The sequence below is a fragment of the Bradyrhizobium sp. LeoA1Lang genome, assembly GCF_055413685.1.
Map to the genome: position 1 here is coordinate 13,723 of NZ_JBVAPG010000105.1, position 16,059 is coordinate 29,781.

At 63.3% G+C, this 16,059-nt stretch carries 13 protein-coding genes; 6 read left to right on the forward strand and 7 right to left on the reverse strand.

Annotated elements, in window-relative coordinates; all coding sequences use genetic code 11:
- Positions 1-5 precede the first annotated feature (5 nt).
- The 5 genes from ACZYOF_RS28965 to ACZYOF_RS28985 form a co-directional block, all read right to left on the reverse strand.
- Positions 6-479: a DUF2867 domain-containing protein gene (locus tag ACZYOF_RS28965; protein ID WP_463717916.1), complete on the reverse strand. Its 474-nt coding sequence runs from the start codon at positions 477-479 to the stop codon at positions 6-8.
- Positions 479-1,882, reverse strand: a complete 1,404-nt coding sequence (locus ACZYOF_RS28970; protein ID WP_463717917.1) for an MATE family efflux transporter — start codon at positions 1,880-1,882, stop codon at positions 479-481. Before ACZYOF_RS28970 ends, ACZYOF_RS28965 begins: the two co-directional genes overlap by 1 nt.
- Positions 1,883-2,058: 176 nt before the next feature.
- A complete protein-coding gene (locus ACZYOF_RS28975) occupies positions 2,059-2,346 on the reverse strand; it encodes a hypothetical protein (RefSeq protein ID WP_130581929.1) in 288 nt (95 codons plus the stop codon).
- A gap of 75 nt (positions 2,347-2,421) precedes the next feature.
- Complete coding sequence (gene murA, locus ACZYOF_RS28980; RefSeq protein ID WP_463717918.1) at positions 2,422-3,717, reverse strand: UDP-N-acetylglucosamine 1-carboxyvinyltransferase; 1,296 nt, start codon at positions 3,715-3,717, stop codon at positions 2,422-2,424.
- A 126-nt stretch (positions 3,718-3,843) separates the two neighbouring features.
- Positions 3,844-4,980: an aldo/keto reductase gene (locus ACZYOF_RS28985; protein ID WP_463717919.1), complete on the reverse strand. Its 1,137-nt coding sequence runs from the start codon at positions 4,978-4,980 to the stop codon at positions 3,844-3,846.
- 152 nt (positions 4,981-5,132) lie between these two features.
- On the opposite strand from ACZYOF_RS28985, the gene ACZYOF_RS28990 reads away from it, so the two are divergent.
- The 5 genes from ACZYOF_RS28990 (at position 5,133) to ACZYOF_RS29010 (ending at position 9,942) form a co-directional block, all read left to right on the forward strand.
- Entirely contained in the window at positions 5,133-6,065 is a 933-nt protein-coding gene (locus ACZYOF_RS28990) for a LysR family transcriptional regulator (RefSeq protein WP_463717920.1), read from the forward strand.
- Between the two features lie 166 nt (positions 6,066-6,231).
- Entirely contained in the window at positions 6,232-6,963 is a 732-nt protein-coding gene (locus ACZYOF_RS28995) for a GntR family transcriptional regulator (protein ID WP_463717921.1), read from the forward strand.
- 46 nt (positions 6,964-7,009) lie between these two features.
- The gene (locus tag ACZYOF_RS29000) at positions 7,010-8,005 is read left to right on the forward strand and encodes a TRAP transporter substrate-binding protein (protein WP_463717922.1); all 996 of its coding nucleotides are present in this window, start codon (positions 7,010-7,012) and stop codon (positions 8,003-8,005) included.
- 101 nt (positions 8,006-8,106) lie between these two features.
- The gene (locus ACZYOF_RS29005) at positions 8,107-8,646 is read left to right on the forward strand and encodes a TRAP transporter small permease (RefSeq protein ID WP_463717923.1); all 540 of its coding nucleotides are present in this window, start codon (positions 8,107-8,109) and stop codon (positions 8,644-8,646) included.
- A gap of 6 nt (positions 8,647-8,652) precedes the next feature.
- Positions 8,653-9,942, forward strand: coding sequence for a TRAP transporter large permease (locus ACZYOF_RS29010; protein WP_282531279.1), 1,290 nt, complete (start codon positions 8,653-8,655; stop codon positions 9,940-9,942).
- A 153-nt stretch (positions 9,943-10,095) separates the two neighbouring features.
- Here ACZYOF_RS29010 and gyrB read toward each other — a convergent pair whose 3' ends face one another.
- Entirely contained in the window at positions 10,096-12,531 is a 2,436-nt protein-coding gene (gene gyrB / locus ACZYOF_RS29015; protein WP_463717924.1) for a DNA topoisomerase (ATP-hydrolyzing) subunit B, read from the reverse strand.
- A gap of 334 nt (positions 12,532-12,865) precedes the next feature.
- Here gyrB and ACZYOF_RS29020 point away from each other — a divergent pair, with 334 nt between their 5' ends.
- Positions 12,866-14,752 carry an acyltransferase family protein gene (locus ACZYOF_RS29020; protein WP_463717925.1) on the forward strand — a complete coding sequence of 629 codons (1,887 nt, stop codon included), beginning with the start codon at positions 12,866-12,868 and terminating at the stop codon, positions 14,750-14,752.
- A gap of 2 nt (positions 14,753-14,754) precedes the next feature.
- Here ACZYOF_RS29020 and recF read toward each other — a convergent pair whose 3' ends face one another.
- Positions 14,755-15,894 (reverse strand): DNA replication/repair protein RecF, encoded by a 1,140-nt coding sequence (gene recF, locus ACZYOF_RS29025; RefSeq protein WP_463717926.1) that lies wholly within the window; start codon positions 15,892-15,894, stop codon positions 14,755-14,757.
- Positions 15,895-16,059: the final 165 nt, after the last annotated feature.

A 16,059-nucleotide genomic window follows, 5' to 3' on the forward strand; every position in this document is an offset into this window, starting at 1 on the left:
TGAATCTAAAGCACGACCTGCCGCAGCATCGCGGCCACGACCAGGCGGTGAAAGGGCAGGATGATCGCGAGGTAGGTCCGGCCGAGCCAATTATGCGTCCGCACCAGCGTGGTGGTGGTGACCTCCTGGCCGCCGGCATGGGCGGTGACATCGACCACGACACGAAAATCGAGATGGCTGTCGTTGAAGCCGGCCACCAGCCGTTCCGGCGTTTCGCTGAGAACCGGAAACAGGCCCACCATGCCATGCGATGCCCTATCGCCTTCGCCCGATGTCTTCAGGCCAAGCGGCGCGACAATCAAATTGCGTAATCGCAACAGGGCTTCGATCCAGCGCTGGCGTCGCGCGAACATCTTCTCGGCCGCCTTGCGCGCATCAAGCGTGGTGCCGTCGACGGCGATGCGAAAGGCGTCGATGAACTCTGCACCGGCGAGCAACGGGCCGGGATCGATATCAGGCGTGACTTCGCGCGCTTTCATCACATGGCCAATCTGTTGCTCAGCAGACGGAAACGCAAGATGAGCAGAAGGGCATAGGCCGCGGTTCCGGCCGATAGCCCGATCCAGATGCCGACGGCGCCGAGCGTGGTCGCGAAGCCGAGCAGGCATGCGGAGGTGAACCCGATCAGCCAGTAGCTGATCGTGGCGAACAGCAGTGGCAGGCGTGTATCGTTCATGCCGCGGAGCGCGCCGGCGGCAACCGTCTGCACGCCGTCGGCGATGAAGAAGGTCGAGCCGACCAGCAGCAGCGAGGCCGTCAATTGCGCGGTGGCTTCGGCGGCTTCGCCGAGGAAGATTTCGGCGATCGCGAATCGTCCGAGAATGACGAGAAGCGTCATCGTCGACATGAAGACGATGCCGAGTCCGGTTGCGACGATCCCTGCGCGTCTGACCGCGGGCGCGTCGGCCCGGCCGACAGCATGGCCGACGCGGACGGTCGCCGCCATGCCGATGCCGAACGGCACCATGAACAGGATGGCCGCGATCTGCAGCGCGATCTGATGCGCGGCCAGCGCGGCCGTCGAGATCAGGCCCATCAAGAGCCCCGCGGCGCCGAACAGGCCATATTCCAGCAGGAAGGAGACCGAGATTGGCGCGCCGACGATGACGAGTTGTCGCATCAGCGGCCAGTCGAGGCGCCAGACGCGACCAAGCACCTGATATTTCCGGAACGGCGGGCGGCGGGAGGCGAACCATAGGCCGGCGAGAAAGGTCCCGAGATTGACGATCGAGGTGGCAATGCCCGCCCCGAACAGCCCGAGCGGCGGCAGTCCCCAAGCACCATAGAGCAGGAGACAAACCAGCAGCGCATTGGCCGGGATCGCCGCGAGCGTGATCCACAGCACCGGCTCGGGCCGGTTGACCGCGCTCATGAAGCCGCGGATCGCAATGAACCACAGCGCGGGCAGCATGCCCCAGGCGAGACCGAACAGATATTGCTGCGCGAGCTGCGCGGCCGTGGCGGCCTGGCCGAGCGCGAGCAGGATCTGTTCGCCGCGGAACGGCAGCACCATCAGCGGCAATGTGATGAACAGCGCGGCCCACAGCCCGACACGAAGCGAGCGCCGCACCATGCGCGGATTGCGCGCGCCAAAGGCTTGCGCCGCCAGCGGGGCGACGGCGGACATCAGGCCCATGCCGAAGGTAAAGCTGACGAAGTAGACCGTGCCCGCCAAGGCCGCGGCAGCGACGGCCTCGTCGCCGAACCGGCCGATGAAGGCGAGGTCGGTCGTCATCATCGCGATCTGGCCGAGCTGCGTCAGCGCCATCGGCACCGCAAGGCGCAGGGTCTCAGCGAGCTCGTCGCGCAAATGGTGACGAGGCGCACGCGCGGCCACGCGTGGCGCCATCGAAGCGCGTTCGATGTTCTCGGTTGAGGTCATGGGCCGAGATTAGCACCGCCGCGCGCCTAAAAGGTGGCGGAACGGCCACTGCAATAGCCCGGAACGCCATTGCGTAACCCGGGGCCGCTCGCGAATGCTGATGCGACTGTCCCGGGTTGCGCGTTCCGCTCCACCCGGGCTACGTGCTCGCAAAGGTCAACGAAAAATGTCCTGGGTTACGGCTTGCCCTGCCTGATCGCGTTGATTTCGCGCTCCTGGGCCTCGATGACGCCGTCGGCGATCTGTCCGACGCGGGGATCGCTGACATGGGCGCGCTCGCTGGTCAGGAGCGCCGCCGAATGGAGCGGAATCACCACCTGCGTGCCCGGGGCATCGCCTGAGGTTTCGCGGCCGTGCGTGAGCCAGAGCGAAATCGTAAGCGCCGCGACCGCTGCCGCGGCAATGGTGAGATTAGTGGCGTCGCCGCCGGTGATCTGGAGAAATCTGGGCAGACGAACGCGCATGGACGCACCTGCCTGTGGGGAACTGGCAGTGCAACCGACAGGTCGGCCGATTGTTCCAATCGTCGTGGTGATTCTCTACCGCACGCGTTCGGGCACGCGGGTGATCCTGGCGCCGAGCGCGTTCAGCCGCTGCTCGATCCGCTCGTAGCCGCGCTCGATCTGGTCGGCATTGTTGATGGTGGAGGTGCCTTCGGCGCAGACGGCCGCAAGCAGCATCGCCATGCCGGCGCGGATGTCGGGGGAGGTCATCGGCGCGCCACGCAGCCGGCTCGGACCGGCGACGATGGCGCGATGCGGGTCGCACAACACGATGCGGCCGCCCATTGCGATGAGTTTGTCGACGAAGAACATCCGCGATTCGAACATCTTTTCGAACATCAGGATGACGCCGTCGCACTGCGTCGCGGTGACGATCGCGATCGACATCAAGTCCGCCGGGAAGGCCGGCCAGGGCTGGTCCTCCAGCTTCGGCACATGGCCGCCGAAATCATCATGGATCTTCATGGTCTGGCCCGAGGGCACCACGAGATCGTCACCCTCGACGCCGCAGACGATGCCGAGCCGCTCAAAGCCCATCCGGATCGAGCGCAGATGCTCGACGCCGGCGCGCGCGATGCGCAGCGGCGAGCGCGTCACCGCGGCAAGCCCGATCAGCGAGCCGACCTCGATGTGATCTGGCTGGATCGCGTAGTGCGTGCCGCCGAGCGTGGCGGGGCCGTGGACGATGATGGTATTGGTGCCGATGCCCTCGATCTTGGCGCCGAGCGCGACCAGAAAATGCGCGAGATCCTGCACATGGGGCTCGGACGCCGCGTTGCGCAGGTAGGTGGTGCCGCGAGCGGCCACGGCTGCGACGAGCGCGTTCTCGGTCGCCGTGACGCTGGGCTCGTCGAGGAACACGTCGGCGCCTCTCAGGCGGGACGCGCGGAACTCGAGGCGATGGGTCGCGGTGACGGTCGCGCCGAGCTGCTCAAACGCCAGGAAATGCGTATCGAGGCGGCGGCGCCCGATCACGTCGCCGCCGGGCGGCGGCAATGCGACCTCGCCGCAGCGGGCGAGCAGGGGCCCGGCGAGCAGGATCGAAGCACGGATCCGCGCGCACAGTTCCGGATCGAGATCGGCGGCGCGGATCTCCTTGGCGTGGATCAGAAGCGTGTTGCGCTCGGTCCACTCGGCCGAGGCGCCGACGGAGCGGCAAAGCTCGACCAGCGTCTCGGTGTCGCGGATCCGCGGCACATTCGTCAGCGTGACCGGATGCTCGGTCAAGAGCGCTGCCGCGATGATCGGCAGCGCCGAATTCTTGTTGCCGGACGGCTCGATCGTGCCGGAGAGCCGGTGGCCGCCCTCGACGATATATTGAATGGGCGCCACGTTGTCCTCGACGGGTTGGTTGGTTCGCTCGTGGAAGATTCCGTAACGGAATCAATGGGCGGTCAGAGCGACATAGCACATAAGGCTCGTCGAAGTCATGCCCTCAGCGATCCGCTGTCCCTGCCGTCAGGCCGGGACTGTGGCTGCCTGCTCGATCAGCCCGCTTTCCTTCAGCTCCTGCCAGAATTCCGCAGGGATCTTGGCCTGCATCGAATTGTAGTCCTCGAGGATTTGCCGGTGGCTGCTCGCACCCACGACCAACGCGACGACGACGTCAGGAGCCGATGAAAACTGCAAGGCCGCGGTCCGCAGATCGACGCCGTGGCGGGCGGCGGCCGCGCGGAGCCGGTCACGTTTCTCGATATGGGCCGGAGAGATCTTGTAATTGTTCGGCCCGTAATTGTAGCGCGGACTGCCGGAGATGAAGCCTGCGTTCAGCGCCGAGCCGATCACCAGCGACACGTTCTTCTTCCGCACCGCCGGGAAGACCTGATTGACGGCGTTGGCATGATCGACCAGCGAGTACTGCGAGGCGCACAGGCAGACGTCGGGATCGGCAACGTCGATGACGCGCAGGATGGGCTCCGGGCAATTCACGCCGATGCCCCACGCCTTGATGATGCCTTCCTCGCGCATGCGCGAGAGCGCCGGGAATGCGCCGCGTTCGGCGATCGCGAACTGCTCCTGCCATGATGTCGGGAAGTATGGAAAATCCGGCGAGATGTCGTGGACGAATGCCACGTCGAGGCTGTCGACGCCGAGCCGCTGCAGGCTGTCCTCGATCGAACGGCGAACGCCGTCGCCGGTGTAGTCATAGGTGACGTCATTCGGCGAGTCCGATAGCGGAAAGATTTCCGCATGCCGGTTGTTCTTCGACGCCTTGAACAGCTTGCCGACCTTGGACGACAGCGCGTAATCGCCGCGAGCCTTGTTGTGCAGGAAATGGCCGAAGCGGCGCTCGGACAATCCGAAGCCGTACCAGGGCGCCACGTCGAAATAGCGCACGCCGGCGCTCCACGCAGCCTCAAGCGTCGCCTCGGCATCCTCGTCCGTGACCTTGTTGAACTCGTTGCCGAGCGGGACGCCGCCCAGCCCGAAGTGGAACCCCGGCTTGAAAAGTTGTGTCGCCCGATTTGTCTGTGCCATGCGATTGTCTCCTTTGGTGTCGGTGGTGGCTGTAACCAGTGACGGTGCCGCAAGGGCGCCGACCGCTGCCGCGGCGACGGTGAGAAAATCCCTGCGACTGCCAGTTCGTTTCGTCATCGCGTGTCTCCTTCGGTCATGCGGGGAAGGCGCCGAGAAGCGTGGCTCCATGCGCGGAGCCTCTTCCTTCGAGCTTGAGTATGGGTCGTAAAACGGCGGCCACCAGGGTAGGTTCGTTGAGTGCAGCTCAACGACGCCTTGAGGGGCCGTTCATGAAAACGTTCGACCGAAACATGCTGGCGGATTTGAACGTGTTCCTGACGATCGTGCGCCGGGGCAGCCTTGCCAAAGCGGGCATTGAGCTCGGCGTGAGTACGTCCGCCCTGAGCCATCGCCTGCGCAAGCTGGAGTCCGACCTGGGCGTGAGACTCCTGCATCGCTCCAGCCGCTCCATCAGGCCGACCGCGGCCGGCGCCTCGCTCGCTGCTGAATTGGAGAACGGATTTCGCACCATCCGCGATGCCTTGACCGGGCTGGAGAACCATCGGCGTGTGCCGGTGGGGCGGCTTCGTCTCAACGTTCTCCGTGATGCCGCGCGCCTCGTGCTTGGTCCTGTGCTGCCGCGTTACTGCATGGAGTTTCCGGGCATGCAGGTCGACGTGACCGTTGAGGACCGCATGGTCGAGATCATCGCGGAGGGCTTTGACGCCGGGATCCGTTATGGCGATCGCGTGCCGCTTGACATGGTGGGGATCGCGCTGACGAAACCGTTGAAGTGGGTCGTGGTCGGCTCGCCCGAACTGATCGCGCGTGCAGGCCGTCCCGACGCTCCCGGCGATCTGCTGCAGCTTCCGTGCGTCGAGATGCGCGTCGGCGATAACCGCAACTTCCCGTGGGAGTTGGGCAACGGCGATTCGATGATCCGGCTCGATGTCCGCGGGCCGGTCTGCGCCAACGAGACCGAGCATGCGGTCGACATGGCGTTACGCGGCGTGGGATTTGTCTATTGCCTGGCGCGGCGGGTCGAAGCGGAAGTCGCATCCGGCGCGCTGGAAATCCTGCTGCCGGAATGGGCCTCCGAAGGCCCGCCCTTCACCATCTACTATCCAAGCCGCCGCCAGCCGCCGCCCGGCTTGCGCCAGCTCATCGACCTCACGCGCAAGTCCGAAAGCCTGCCGCCATTGGCCGCGACCGACGCCGGCTAAGAGACAAGGCTACTCCGGCAGCGCGAGCCGTGTGGCGTTGGCGCCGCGCGAGTAGATGGCCGTCATCTAGACTGCCATGGCGGCAGCACAATTTGTAGGTGCAACCAAGCAAATCCGGCTTGGCTCGTTCCAGTTCATATACTAATATATTAATTAGGATGCTGTCATGCGCTCCATGAGGAAAGCCGAAGCCACCGTCCGTGCCGCCGGCAATCGCCGCAGCGGTCGGCCACGAACAGCGACGGCGTCGGCGCGGATCTATGCGGATCTGCGCGCCGAATTGGTGTCACTGCAGCGACGCCCGGGCGAGGCGATCTCGGAAGCGGAAATCGCGCTCTCCCATGGCGTCAGCCGGACGCCCGTCCGCGAGGCTATCCTGAAATTGTCGGACGAAGGTCTTGTGGAGATATATCCGCAATCCGGCATCTTCGTCTCGCGCATTCCAATCGCGGCGTTGCCGGAGGCGATCACCATCCGCAAGGCGCTGGAGGAAACCACCGCCCGATTGGCGGCAGAGCACGCCACCTCAAGCCAGATCCTGAATTTGCTTTCTATCTTGGAACGCCAGCGCGAAGCGAGCGCCGCCAGCGATCGCGAAGCATTCCATCAAGCGGACGAACTGTTCCACGCAACCATCGCCGAGATCGCGCGATACCCGGGCATCTGGAAGCTGATCCTGCAGGTGAAGGTCCACGTGGATCGCTATCGCCGCCTGACGCTGCCGCAACCTGGGCGAATGAGGCAGGTGATCGCGGAGCATGAACGCGTCATGACTGCGATCGAGGATCATGATCCGCCGGCTGCGGGAATGGCTATGGCCAGGCATCTCGAAAGGCTGCTCGTCGATATCTCCGCCACTCAAAATATCAACCCGGAGTTCTTCGACGCACAAACCTGAGGTTGAAGATCAACGACAACGACAACAATATATTGGGAGGATCCAGATGAAACGGCGCGACTTCATCAAGCTGAGCGCCGGGTTCGGCGCGGCTTTTGTTATCCAGCAAACCCCCGCGCAGGCCCAGACAAAAACGGTCCTTAAGGCAGCGGACGTTCATCCGTCGGGCTATCCGACGGTCGAAGCCATGGTCCGGATGGGCAAGAAGCTGGAAGCCGCCACCAATGGAAGGCTGTCGATCCAGATGTTCCCGTCCATGCAACTTGGCGGCGAAAAGGAAATGATCGAGCAGGCGCAACTCGGCGCGCTGCAGATCGCTCGTATTTCGGTTGGGGCCGTCGGCCCGGTCGTGGACGACGTCAACGTCTTCAACCTGCCCTTCGTATTCCGGAACTCCAGGCACATGGAGAAGGTGATCGATGGCGAGATCGGCGATGAGCTGCTTGCGAAGATTTCGGCGAACGACAAGGCTGGTCTGATTGGGCTGTGCTGGATGAACGCTGGCTCGCGCAATATCTACAACAACAAGCGGCCGGTCCGAACGTTGGCCGATCTGAAGGGCCTCAAGATCCGCATGATCGGTAATCCGCTGTTCGTTGACACCATGAACGCGCTTGGCGGCAACGGAGTCGCGCTCGGCTTCGATCAGGTCTTTAGCTCGATGCAGACCGGCGTGGTCGATGGCGCGGAAAACAATTCGCCTTCGTTTGTAGCGCAGAACCACTATCAGGTTGCCAAATACTTCACGATGACCGAGCACCTGATCATTCCGGAAATCGTGGTGTTCTCGCGCGTGTCGTGGCAGAAGCTGTCGCCGGACGATCAGGCACTGATCAAAAAATTTTCCAAGGAAATGCAGGCCGAGCAGCGCGTGCTTTGGTACGAGGCGGAAAACGCAGCCATCGCAAAGATGAAGGCTGCCGGGACCGAAATCATCACCGATATCGACAAGAAGCCATTCCAGGACGCCGTAAAGCCGGTTTGGGACAAGTATGGCGCAAAGTACGCCGCAATGATCAAGCGGATCGAGGCGGTCCAATAGCTCCCGCGCTGCAACGGGCGAATGGCCGAACCGCGTCCGCTCCCCCCGGACGCCGGATTTGCCGGAGCAATTTGAATCGCTGTTATTCTTGCGAGGTCCAAATGTATGACGAGCAACGGTCCCGACCTGATTGGACCGGCATGTTCCGGCGGCTTGTGAATGCAGTCTACTGGACGGGAGCCGTGATTGCCTGTGTGGCGCTCGTGCTCGTCTGCTCTGTCATTCCGTGGGCAGTCTATACCCGATATGTCCTGAATAGCGCTTCGTCATGGCCCGAGCCGATGGCCGTGTTACTGACGGTCGGCATCACCTTCATCGGTTCAGCCAACTGCTATCGTCAGCGCATTCACATGAGCATGACGGTGGGTACCGATTTGCTGCCGCCGGTGTTGCGCCGCGCCTCGCTGATATTGAGTGAATTGTTGATGGGCGTGACTGCGCTGTTCATGTTCGTGTGGGGATTGAAGCTCGTTCAGACCACCTGGGGCAATTCAGTCGACGAATTTCCATGGCTGTCGGTCGGGGTCACCTACCTTCCGATCGTAGTCAGCGGAGCGATGATGTTCCTGTTCGTCGTCGAGCGCCTGACCATCGGTCCGCCACCGCGTGACGGCAGCGATGCTCACGTTCCTGTCGAGTGAATCCCCATGGATATCGCCATTCTTCTTCTCAGCATGTGCTTTTTCTTCGCCATCGGCATGCCGATCGCCTATGCGATGGCGCTTTCGTCGCTCGCCGGCGCGCTCTGGATCGACCTGCCCGTCGGTGCCGTCATGCAACAGTTTGCCAGCGGCGTCGGCAAGGTCTCGATGCTGACGATCCCGTTTTTTGTGCTGGCGGGCGCCATTATGGCCGAAGGCGGTATGGCCAGACGGCTGGTCGATTTTGCCGCAGTGCTGGTCGGATTCACGCGCCTGCGGGGCGGCCTCTCGCAAATCAACATCCTCGCGACCACGATCATGAGCGGAATTTCGGGATCGTCGGTCGCCGACACGTCAGCGATCGGTTCGGTTATGATTCCCGAAATGGCTGCGAAAGGTTATCCGCGGGTGTTCGCGACCAACGTGACTATCAGCGCTTCGCTTCAAGCCATCATCATCCCGCCAAGCCACAATTCCGTGATCTATTCGCTGGCGACGGGTGGGGTGGTCTCGATTACCAGTCTGTTTCTCGCCGGCGTGATTCCAGGGCTGCTGCTCGGCTTTTCGTTGATGCTGCTTTGCCTGTTCTACGCGTATCGTGACGAGCATCCAAAGGGCGAGCCCGTGCCGATGCGCCAGGCGATCAGAGTGCTCGGCGACGCGCTGTGGGGGATCGTGACACTAGCGATCGTGCTGGGTGGCATCCTCTCCGGCGTATTTACGCCGATCGAGGCAGGCGCGGTCGCCTGCGTCTGGGCGTTCTTCGTCACCATGTTCGTCTACCGCGACTACAAGTGGTCGGATCTGCCTGTGCTGATCTATCGGACGCTGCAGACGGTAGCCATGGTGCTCACCCTCGTCGCGACAGCGTCGTGCTTCGGCTATGTCGCCGCCTTGATGCAGATGCCGGCGAAAATGACGGAGTTCTTCGTTGCGATATCGAGCAACAAATACATGCTGCTGATGTGGTTGAACATCATGCTGCTGGTTCTTGGAACGGCACTCGATCTGGCACCGCTGTTGCTGATCTGCACGCCGATCCTGTTGCCGGTCGTGAAGAGCTTCGGCATAGATCCGGTACATTTCGGCATCGTGATGTTGCTCAATCTCGGTATCGGATTGCTGACGCCCCCAGTCGGGACCACCCTGTTCGTTGGCTGCGCCATCGGCAAGGTCTCGGTCGACGAGGTGATGCGCGGTATCTGGCCGTTCTATTTTGTGATGTTCACGGTACTGATGATCGTGACCTACGTTCCCTGGCTGTCTCTGGCATTACCGAGGATGTTCGGCTTCTAGAGCATGATCCGGAAAAGTGGACACCGGTTTTCCCTCGCGACAAACGCGAAGCGTTTGCGCGGAGATCATGCTCAAACAAAGAGCTAAAGCGGGATGACGATTCGAAGAAAAGTCATCATGCTTTAGAGCAAGACCATCGACACGCGCTTCGCGTCAGATGTCGATGTTTGCGCTGAGTGAGTTTTCCTGGATGAAGTCGCGGCGCGGCTCGACCACGTCGCCCATCAGCTTGGTGAAGATGTCGTCGGCCTCGTCGACCTCCTTGACCTTCACCTGCAATAGCGAGCGCACTTCGGTATCCAGCGTGGTCTCCCAGAGCTGCTCCGGGTTCATCTCGCCGAGACCTTTGTAGCGCTGCAGGGTCAGGCCCTTGCGGGCCGTGTTGGTTACGGCTTCGAACAGGTCGACCGGGCCGTAGATGAGTTGCTCGCTGTCCTTGCGGCGCAGCTTGCCGGAGCGGGCATAGACGCTCTGCAGCCGCTCCCGGAATTCGTGGAGCTTGCGGGCGTCAGCCGAACCGAGGAAGGCGTCGTCGATGACGGCGACATCCTTGACGCCGCGCACGGTGCGTTCGAACATGAAGCCCTGGCCTTCCACGAATTGTCCGGTCCAGCCGCGTTCGACTTCCTCGGCCTGATTGTCGAGCCGTCCCGCCATGTATTCTGCCGCGGCCGCTGCGGTTTCCGGATTGCTGTAGATGTCCTTGCCGAACAAGCCTGCGATGGCGGCCTGCTCGACGACCTTCCGATTGTAGCGGCTGTGCAGGTTGCGCAGCACGGCGCGAATGACGCGGGCGTCGTCGATCAGGGAACGCAGATCGCGGCCCGAGCGTTCCTCGCCGGTGCCAAGCGTGAACACGCAATCGTCGAGCCCGGCCTCGATCAGATAATCTTCCAGCGCCCGCTCGTCCTTCAGATACTGCTCGGACTTGCCGCGCGTGACCTTATAGAGCGGCGGCTGCGCGATATAGAGAAAGCCGCCGTCGATGATCTCGCGCATCTGGCGATAGAAGAAGGTCAAGAGCAGCGTGCGGATATGGGCGCCGTCGACGTCGGCGTCCGTCATCACGATGATCTTGTGATAGCGCAGCTTGTCGATCGCGAAGTCGTCGCTGATGCCGGTGCCGAGCGCGGTGATCAGCGTGCCGATCTGCTCGCTGGACAGCATCTTGTCGGGGCGGACGCGCTCGACATTGAGGATCTTGCCGCGCAGCGGCAGCACCGCCTGGAATTCGCGGTTGCGGCCCTGCTTGGCGCTGCCGCCTGCCGAGTCACCCTCGACGATGAAGAGTTCCGACTTGGCGGGATCCTTCTCCTGGCAATCAGCCAGTTTTCCCGGCAGCGAGGATATCGCGAGCGGATTCTTGCGGGTCAGTTCGCGCGCCTTGCGTGCGGCCTCGCGAGCGGCTGCGGCCTGGATCACCTTGCCGACGATGACCTTCGCCTCGGTCGGATGCTCCTCGAACCAGGCAGCCAGCGCCTCGTTGATGACGTTCTCGACAACGGGACGCACTTCCGAGGACACCAGCTTGTCCTTGGTCTGCGACGAGAACTTCGGATCCGGCACCTTCACCGAGAGCACGGCGGTCAGGCCCTCGCGGCAGTCGTCGCCGGTCAGCGTGATCTTTTCCTTTTTCGCGTTGGCCTCGGCATAGCCGTTGACCTGGCGCGTCAGCGCGCCGCGGAAGCCGGCCAGATGGGTGCCGCCGTCGCGCTGCGGGATGTTGTTGGTGAAGCACAGCACGTTCTCGTGGTAGCTGTCGTTCCACCACAGCGCGGCTTCGACCCCGATGCCGTTCATCTCCGAACGGACCATGATCGGATTGGCGACGATCGCCTTCTTGTTGCGGTCGAGATATTTGACGAATTCCTCGACGCCGCCGACGTAATGCAACTCCTCGCGCTTCTCGACGGCATGTCGCATGTCCGAGAGCAGGATGTTGACGCCGGAATTGAGGAACGCGAGCTCGCGCAAGCGATGTTCGAGCGTCGCGAAATCATATTCGATGTTCTTGAAGGTCTCGGTGGAGGCGAGGAAGGTGACCTCGGTGCCGCGCTTGCCCTGGGCGTCGCCGACCACCTTCAGGGGGGCGACGGCATCGCCGTGGGCGAATTCCACGTAATGCTCTTTGCCGTCGCGCCAGACGCGGAGCTTCAGCGTGCTTGACAGCGCGTTGACGACGGAGACGCCGACGCCATGCAGGCCGCCCGAAACCTTGTAGGAGTTCTGGTCGAATTTACCGCCGGCATGGAGCTGGGTCATGATGACCTCGGCCGCGGAGATGCCTTCGCCCTTGTGGATGTCGACGGGAATACCGCGGCCGTCGTCGCGCACGGTGACGGAATTGTCGGGGTTGAGCACGACTTCCACGCGCGTCGCATGGCCCGCGAGCGCTTCGTCGATCGCGTTGTCGACGACCTCATAGACCATGTGATGCAGGCCGGAACCGTCGTCGGTATCGCCGATATACATGCCCGGCCGCTTGCGCACGGCATCCAAGCCCTTCAAGACCCGGATCGATTCCGCACCATACTCCACGGGAATGGAATGCTCGCTTTCGGCAGGGGTCTGCCGGGCTGGTTCTGTCATGTGAGGCCTTAGGATGTCCCGAATCAGCGGCGCAAAACTGAGGGCTGATTACACTATTTGTGCCACGAAAGATGCATCGCGCCTAGCGCAAAGTCTGTCGCCGCAAGCTGTTGAATAAATAGTATTTTTCTGCCTTTTTTCAAGGCGGTTCAAGGCTGTTTCAAAGGCCGCGAAAAAGCGCGATTCGAGGCCCATTTCGAGTGCACGAGAATCCCGATTTGGAGCGCTCGTCGGGCTCCCTCTGGCGGTGCTTCGCGTACCTGCTACAGAGGGCATCGAAGCAGGCTGACTTCGATGCCCTCTCCTAGTTCCGCAATTTCCGGATTATCCGCCCTTGTCCCTGTCGTCCCAGCTTTACCGGCCCGATATCGATGGCCTCCGCGCCATCGCCGTGATGCTGGTGCTGATCTTCCACGCTTTTCCTGAAGCCGCGCCGGGCGGATTCGTCGGCGTCGATGTCTTCTTCGTGATTTCCGGCTTCCTGATCACCGGTATCATCGCGCACGGGCTCGACGAGGAGCGCTTCAGTCTGGCCGTCTTCTACGCCAAGCGCATCAGGCGGATTTTTCCGGCGCTGATTGTCGTGCTTCCGGTCGTGCTGGTCGCGGGCTGGCTGGTCATGCTGCCATCTGCCTATGCGCAACTGGGCAGCGACGTCTTTGCCAGCGCCGCATTTTTCGCCAACATCGCGCTGTTGCTGCAGTCGGGCTATTTCGACGTCGAATCGGCGAAAAAGCCGCTGCTGCATCTGTGGTCGCTCGGCATCGAGGAGCAGTTCTACCTGTTCTGGCCGCTATTGCTGATGCTGGCCGCGCGGCTGCGGCTGAAACTGTTCTGGATCGCCGCGATTCTCGGCGCCGTCTCCTTCGCCCTCAATCTCTCGCTGATCGGCGCGAACCCGGTCGCGACCTTTTATTTGCCATTCACGCGGGCCTTCGAATTGCTCGCCGGCGCCTTGCTGGCGCTGGGCTGGAGCCAGATCGGCAAGCCGAGCGCCGCGAGCGATTGGCGTGCGTTCGCAGGCCTCGCCCTGATCGCGCTCGCGGTTGGCCTGTTCGACAGCCACAGCCCGTTTCCGGGTTGGCGCGCGGCGCTGCCGGTTGCCGGATCTGCGCTGCTGCTGTCGGCGCCTACAGCCTGGCTCAACCGCGGCGTGCTCGCCAGCCGGCCGATGGTTTGGATCGGGCTGATCAGCTATCCGCTCTATCTCTGGCACTGGCCGCTCTTGGTGTTCTTCGCGCTGATCAAGTTCAGTCCGCTGACGCTGCTCGAACGCGGGCTGATCCTGCTCTTGAGCGTGCTGCTCGCCTGGGCGACCTACCGCTACATCGAGAAGCCGCTGCGTTTCGGCCGGCCGCAGCCGCGTAAACTGGTTGCGCTGGGCGCGAGCATGGTGCTCGTGGCCGCGCTCGGCGGCACTGTCGTTTGGGGGCGTGGCTACGATTTCCGCCTGCCGCCGGAAATCCGCGCCATGGCCGGTGTGTCGACACAATCAGCGCAATGGCGGTTCCACCAATGCCTGCTCGATCTCGGCCGCGACACATCGTTCGCCGATGATTGCGTCGATCGCGATCGCCGCCCGCTGGTCGTGATCTGGGGCGACTCGACGGCGGGCGCGCTGTTGCCCGGCTTGCGCAAGGCGCAGGAGACGAAGAATTTCGGCATCGCGCAGTTCACCTCGGCGTCCTGCGTCCCTGTCCTGAACGTCGATATACCCGGTACGCCCAACTGCCGCGCCATGAACGACAAGGTGTTCTCGCTGATCCGCGATGCGAGGCCCGACATCGTGCTGATGCACGGCACCTGGGATAGATATCTGGATGAGATCGCCGAGACCGCTGCCGCGCTGAAGCGCGAGACCGGCGCGCGCGTGGTCGTTCTCGGCGCGGTGCCGACCTGGCGGCGCGGGCTGCCGAATGAAGTGCTGCGTTATTTCCTGCTCTATCACGGCCTGCTCCCGGCGCGTTGGAGCGGCGGCGTGACGAGCGGATGGTTCGACGCGGTGATGCGCGAGAAGCTTTCCCCCGCCGGCGCGGAATTCGTCTCCGCCTGGGATGTGCTGTGCAATGGCGAGGGATGCCTGACCCGGATCGGCGACAGCGCAGGCGATATCACCGCAAGCGACGGCATTCACCTCACCGAGAAGGGCTCGACCTATCTCGTCGACGCGGTGATCGACCGCGTGCTCGATGGGGCCAAAGCAGGCGCCCCGGGAAAGTAGCTTCACCCGCGGCGGCTGATGCGGCCGGCTTCGACGTCGAAGATCTCGCCATTCGCTCCGATATCGACGAACGCGGCGGGATCGGCGCCGGTCATCCAGACCTGCGCGCCGAGCTTTGCCAGTTCGTCGAACAGCGCCTTGCGCCTGCTAGGATCGAGATGCGCCACCACTTCGTCGAGCAAGAGCAGCGGCACGATGCCGGTCATCTCGGCGACCAGCGTCGCATGCGCCAGCACCAGCCCGATCAGGAGCGCCTTCTGCTCGCCCGTGGAAGCGTCGCGCGCCGGCATGTTCTTTGGCGCATAGACCACCTGCAGGTCGGTCAGATGCGGGCCGTCGAGCGTGCGTCCGGCGGCGGCATCCCGCGCGCGGCTGAGGCGCAGGATCTCGCGGTAGCGGTCCTCGACGGCCGTTGCGGGCTCGCTGAGCAGCGCATTCTCCATCCAGCCGTCGAGCGCGATCTCGGCCGAAGGAAACGCTGAGCCCTGCGCGCGCTCGCGCAGCATCGCCGACAGTCTTGCGGCGGTCTGGCCGCGCGTCGCCGCGACCGCGACCGCAAGCTCCGCGGTCTCGCGTTCGATCGCGCCGCACCAATGGTCGTCATAGTTGCGCACTTCCAGGAGCCGGTTGCGCGAACGCAGCGAGCGCTCCAGCGCCGAGACGCGGCTGGAATGCTCGGAGTCGATCGCAAGCACGAGCCGGTCGAAGAACCGCCGTCGTTCGGAAGCCGCGCCCATGAACAAGCCGTCCATCGCGGGCGTCAGCCACACCATGCGCAGATGGTCGCCAAAAGCCGCAGCCGAGCCTACCGGCTCGCGATCGACGCGGCAGCGCCGGCTGACGCTCTCGCCCCCTTGCGCGGGCGCTTCGATCCCGGTGCCGAGCGTCGAAAGCCCCAGCGCGCCCTCGACCTCGGCGGAGACGGCCCAGGAGCCGTCGCCCTGGTTGTCGGCGACGTCTTCCAGCGTGGCGCGACGCAGGCCGCGCCCCGGCGCTAGAAACGAGATCGCTTCGAGGCAATTGGTCTTGCCGGCGCCGTTCGGCCCGACCAGCACCACCACGTCACCGCGCGTCGAGACGCTCGCCGCCCGATAATTGCGGAAATGCGTCAGCGACAGCCGATGGATGCGCGAAGGGGTCATTCGTTCGTCGTCCTTCCCTCTCACGCAAGGAGAGAGGGTGTAGATTCCATGGGGCGGTGAGCGCGCCCTTTCCGGTAGGTTTGGGTTTCCACACTCGAACCATCGGAGAGTCTGATGCAAGCATCGACCAAGAGCACGCCCACCGCCGGCCATTGTGGCACGATT

What these genes read in the sequence shown, in the direction of transcription:
- ACZYOF_RS28965 (WP_463717916.1), bottom strand. Translation starts at nt 479, where the DNA reads ATGAAAGCGCGCGAAGTCACGCCTGATATCGATCCCGGCCCGTTGCTC.
- ACZYOF_RS28970 (WP_463717917.1), bottom strand. Translation starts at nt 1,882, where the DNA reads ATGACCTCAACCGAGAACATCGAACGCGCTTCGATGGCGCCACGCGTG.
- ACZYOF_RS28975 (WP_130581929.1), bottom strand. Translation starts at nt 2,346, where the DNA reads ATGCGCGTTCGTCTGCCCAGATTTCTCCAGATCACCGGCGGCGACGCC.
- ACZYOF_RS28985 (WP_463717919.1), bottom strand. Translation starts at nt 4,980, where the DNA reads ATGACGAAACGAACTGGCAGTCGCAGGGATTTTCTCACCGTCGCCGCG.
- ACZYOF_RS28990 (WP_463717920.1), top strand. Translation starts at nt 5,133, where the DNA reads ATGAAAACGTTCGACCGAAACATGCTGGCGGATTTGAACGTGTTCCTG.
- ACZYOF_RS28995 (WP_463717921.1), top strand. Translation starts at nt 6,232, where the DNA reads ATGCGCTCCATGAGGAAAGCCGAAGCCACCGTCCGTGCCGCCGGCAAT.
- ACZYOF_RS29000 (WP_463717922.1), top strand. Translation starts at nt 7,010, where the DNA reads ATGAAACGGCGCGACTTCATCAAGCTGAGCGCCGGGTTCGGCGCGGCT.
- ACZYOF_RS29005 (WP_463717923.1), top strand. Translation starts at nt 8,107, where the DNA reads ATGTATGACGAGCAACGGTCCCGACCTGATTGGACCGGCATGTTCCGG.
- ACZYOF_RS29010 (WP_282531279.1), top strand. Translation starts at nt 8,653, where the DNA reads ATGGATATCGCCATTCTTCTTCTCAGCATGTGCTTTTTCTTCGCCATC.
- gyrB (WP_463717924.1), bottom strand. Translation starts at nt 12,531, where the DNA reads ATGACAGAACCAGCCCGGCAGACCCCTGCCGAAAGCGAGCATTCCATT.
- recF (WP_463717926.1), bottom strand. Translation starts at nt 15,894, where the DNA reads ATGACCCCTTCGCGCATCCATCGGCTGTCGCTGACGCATTTCCGCAAT.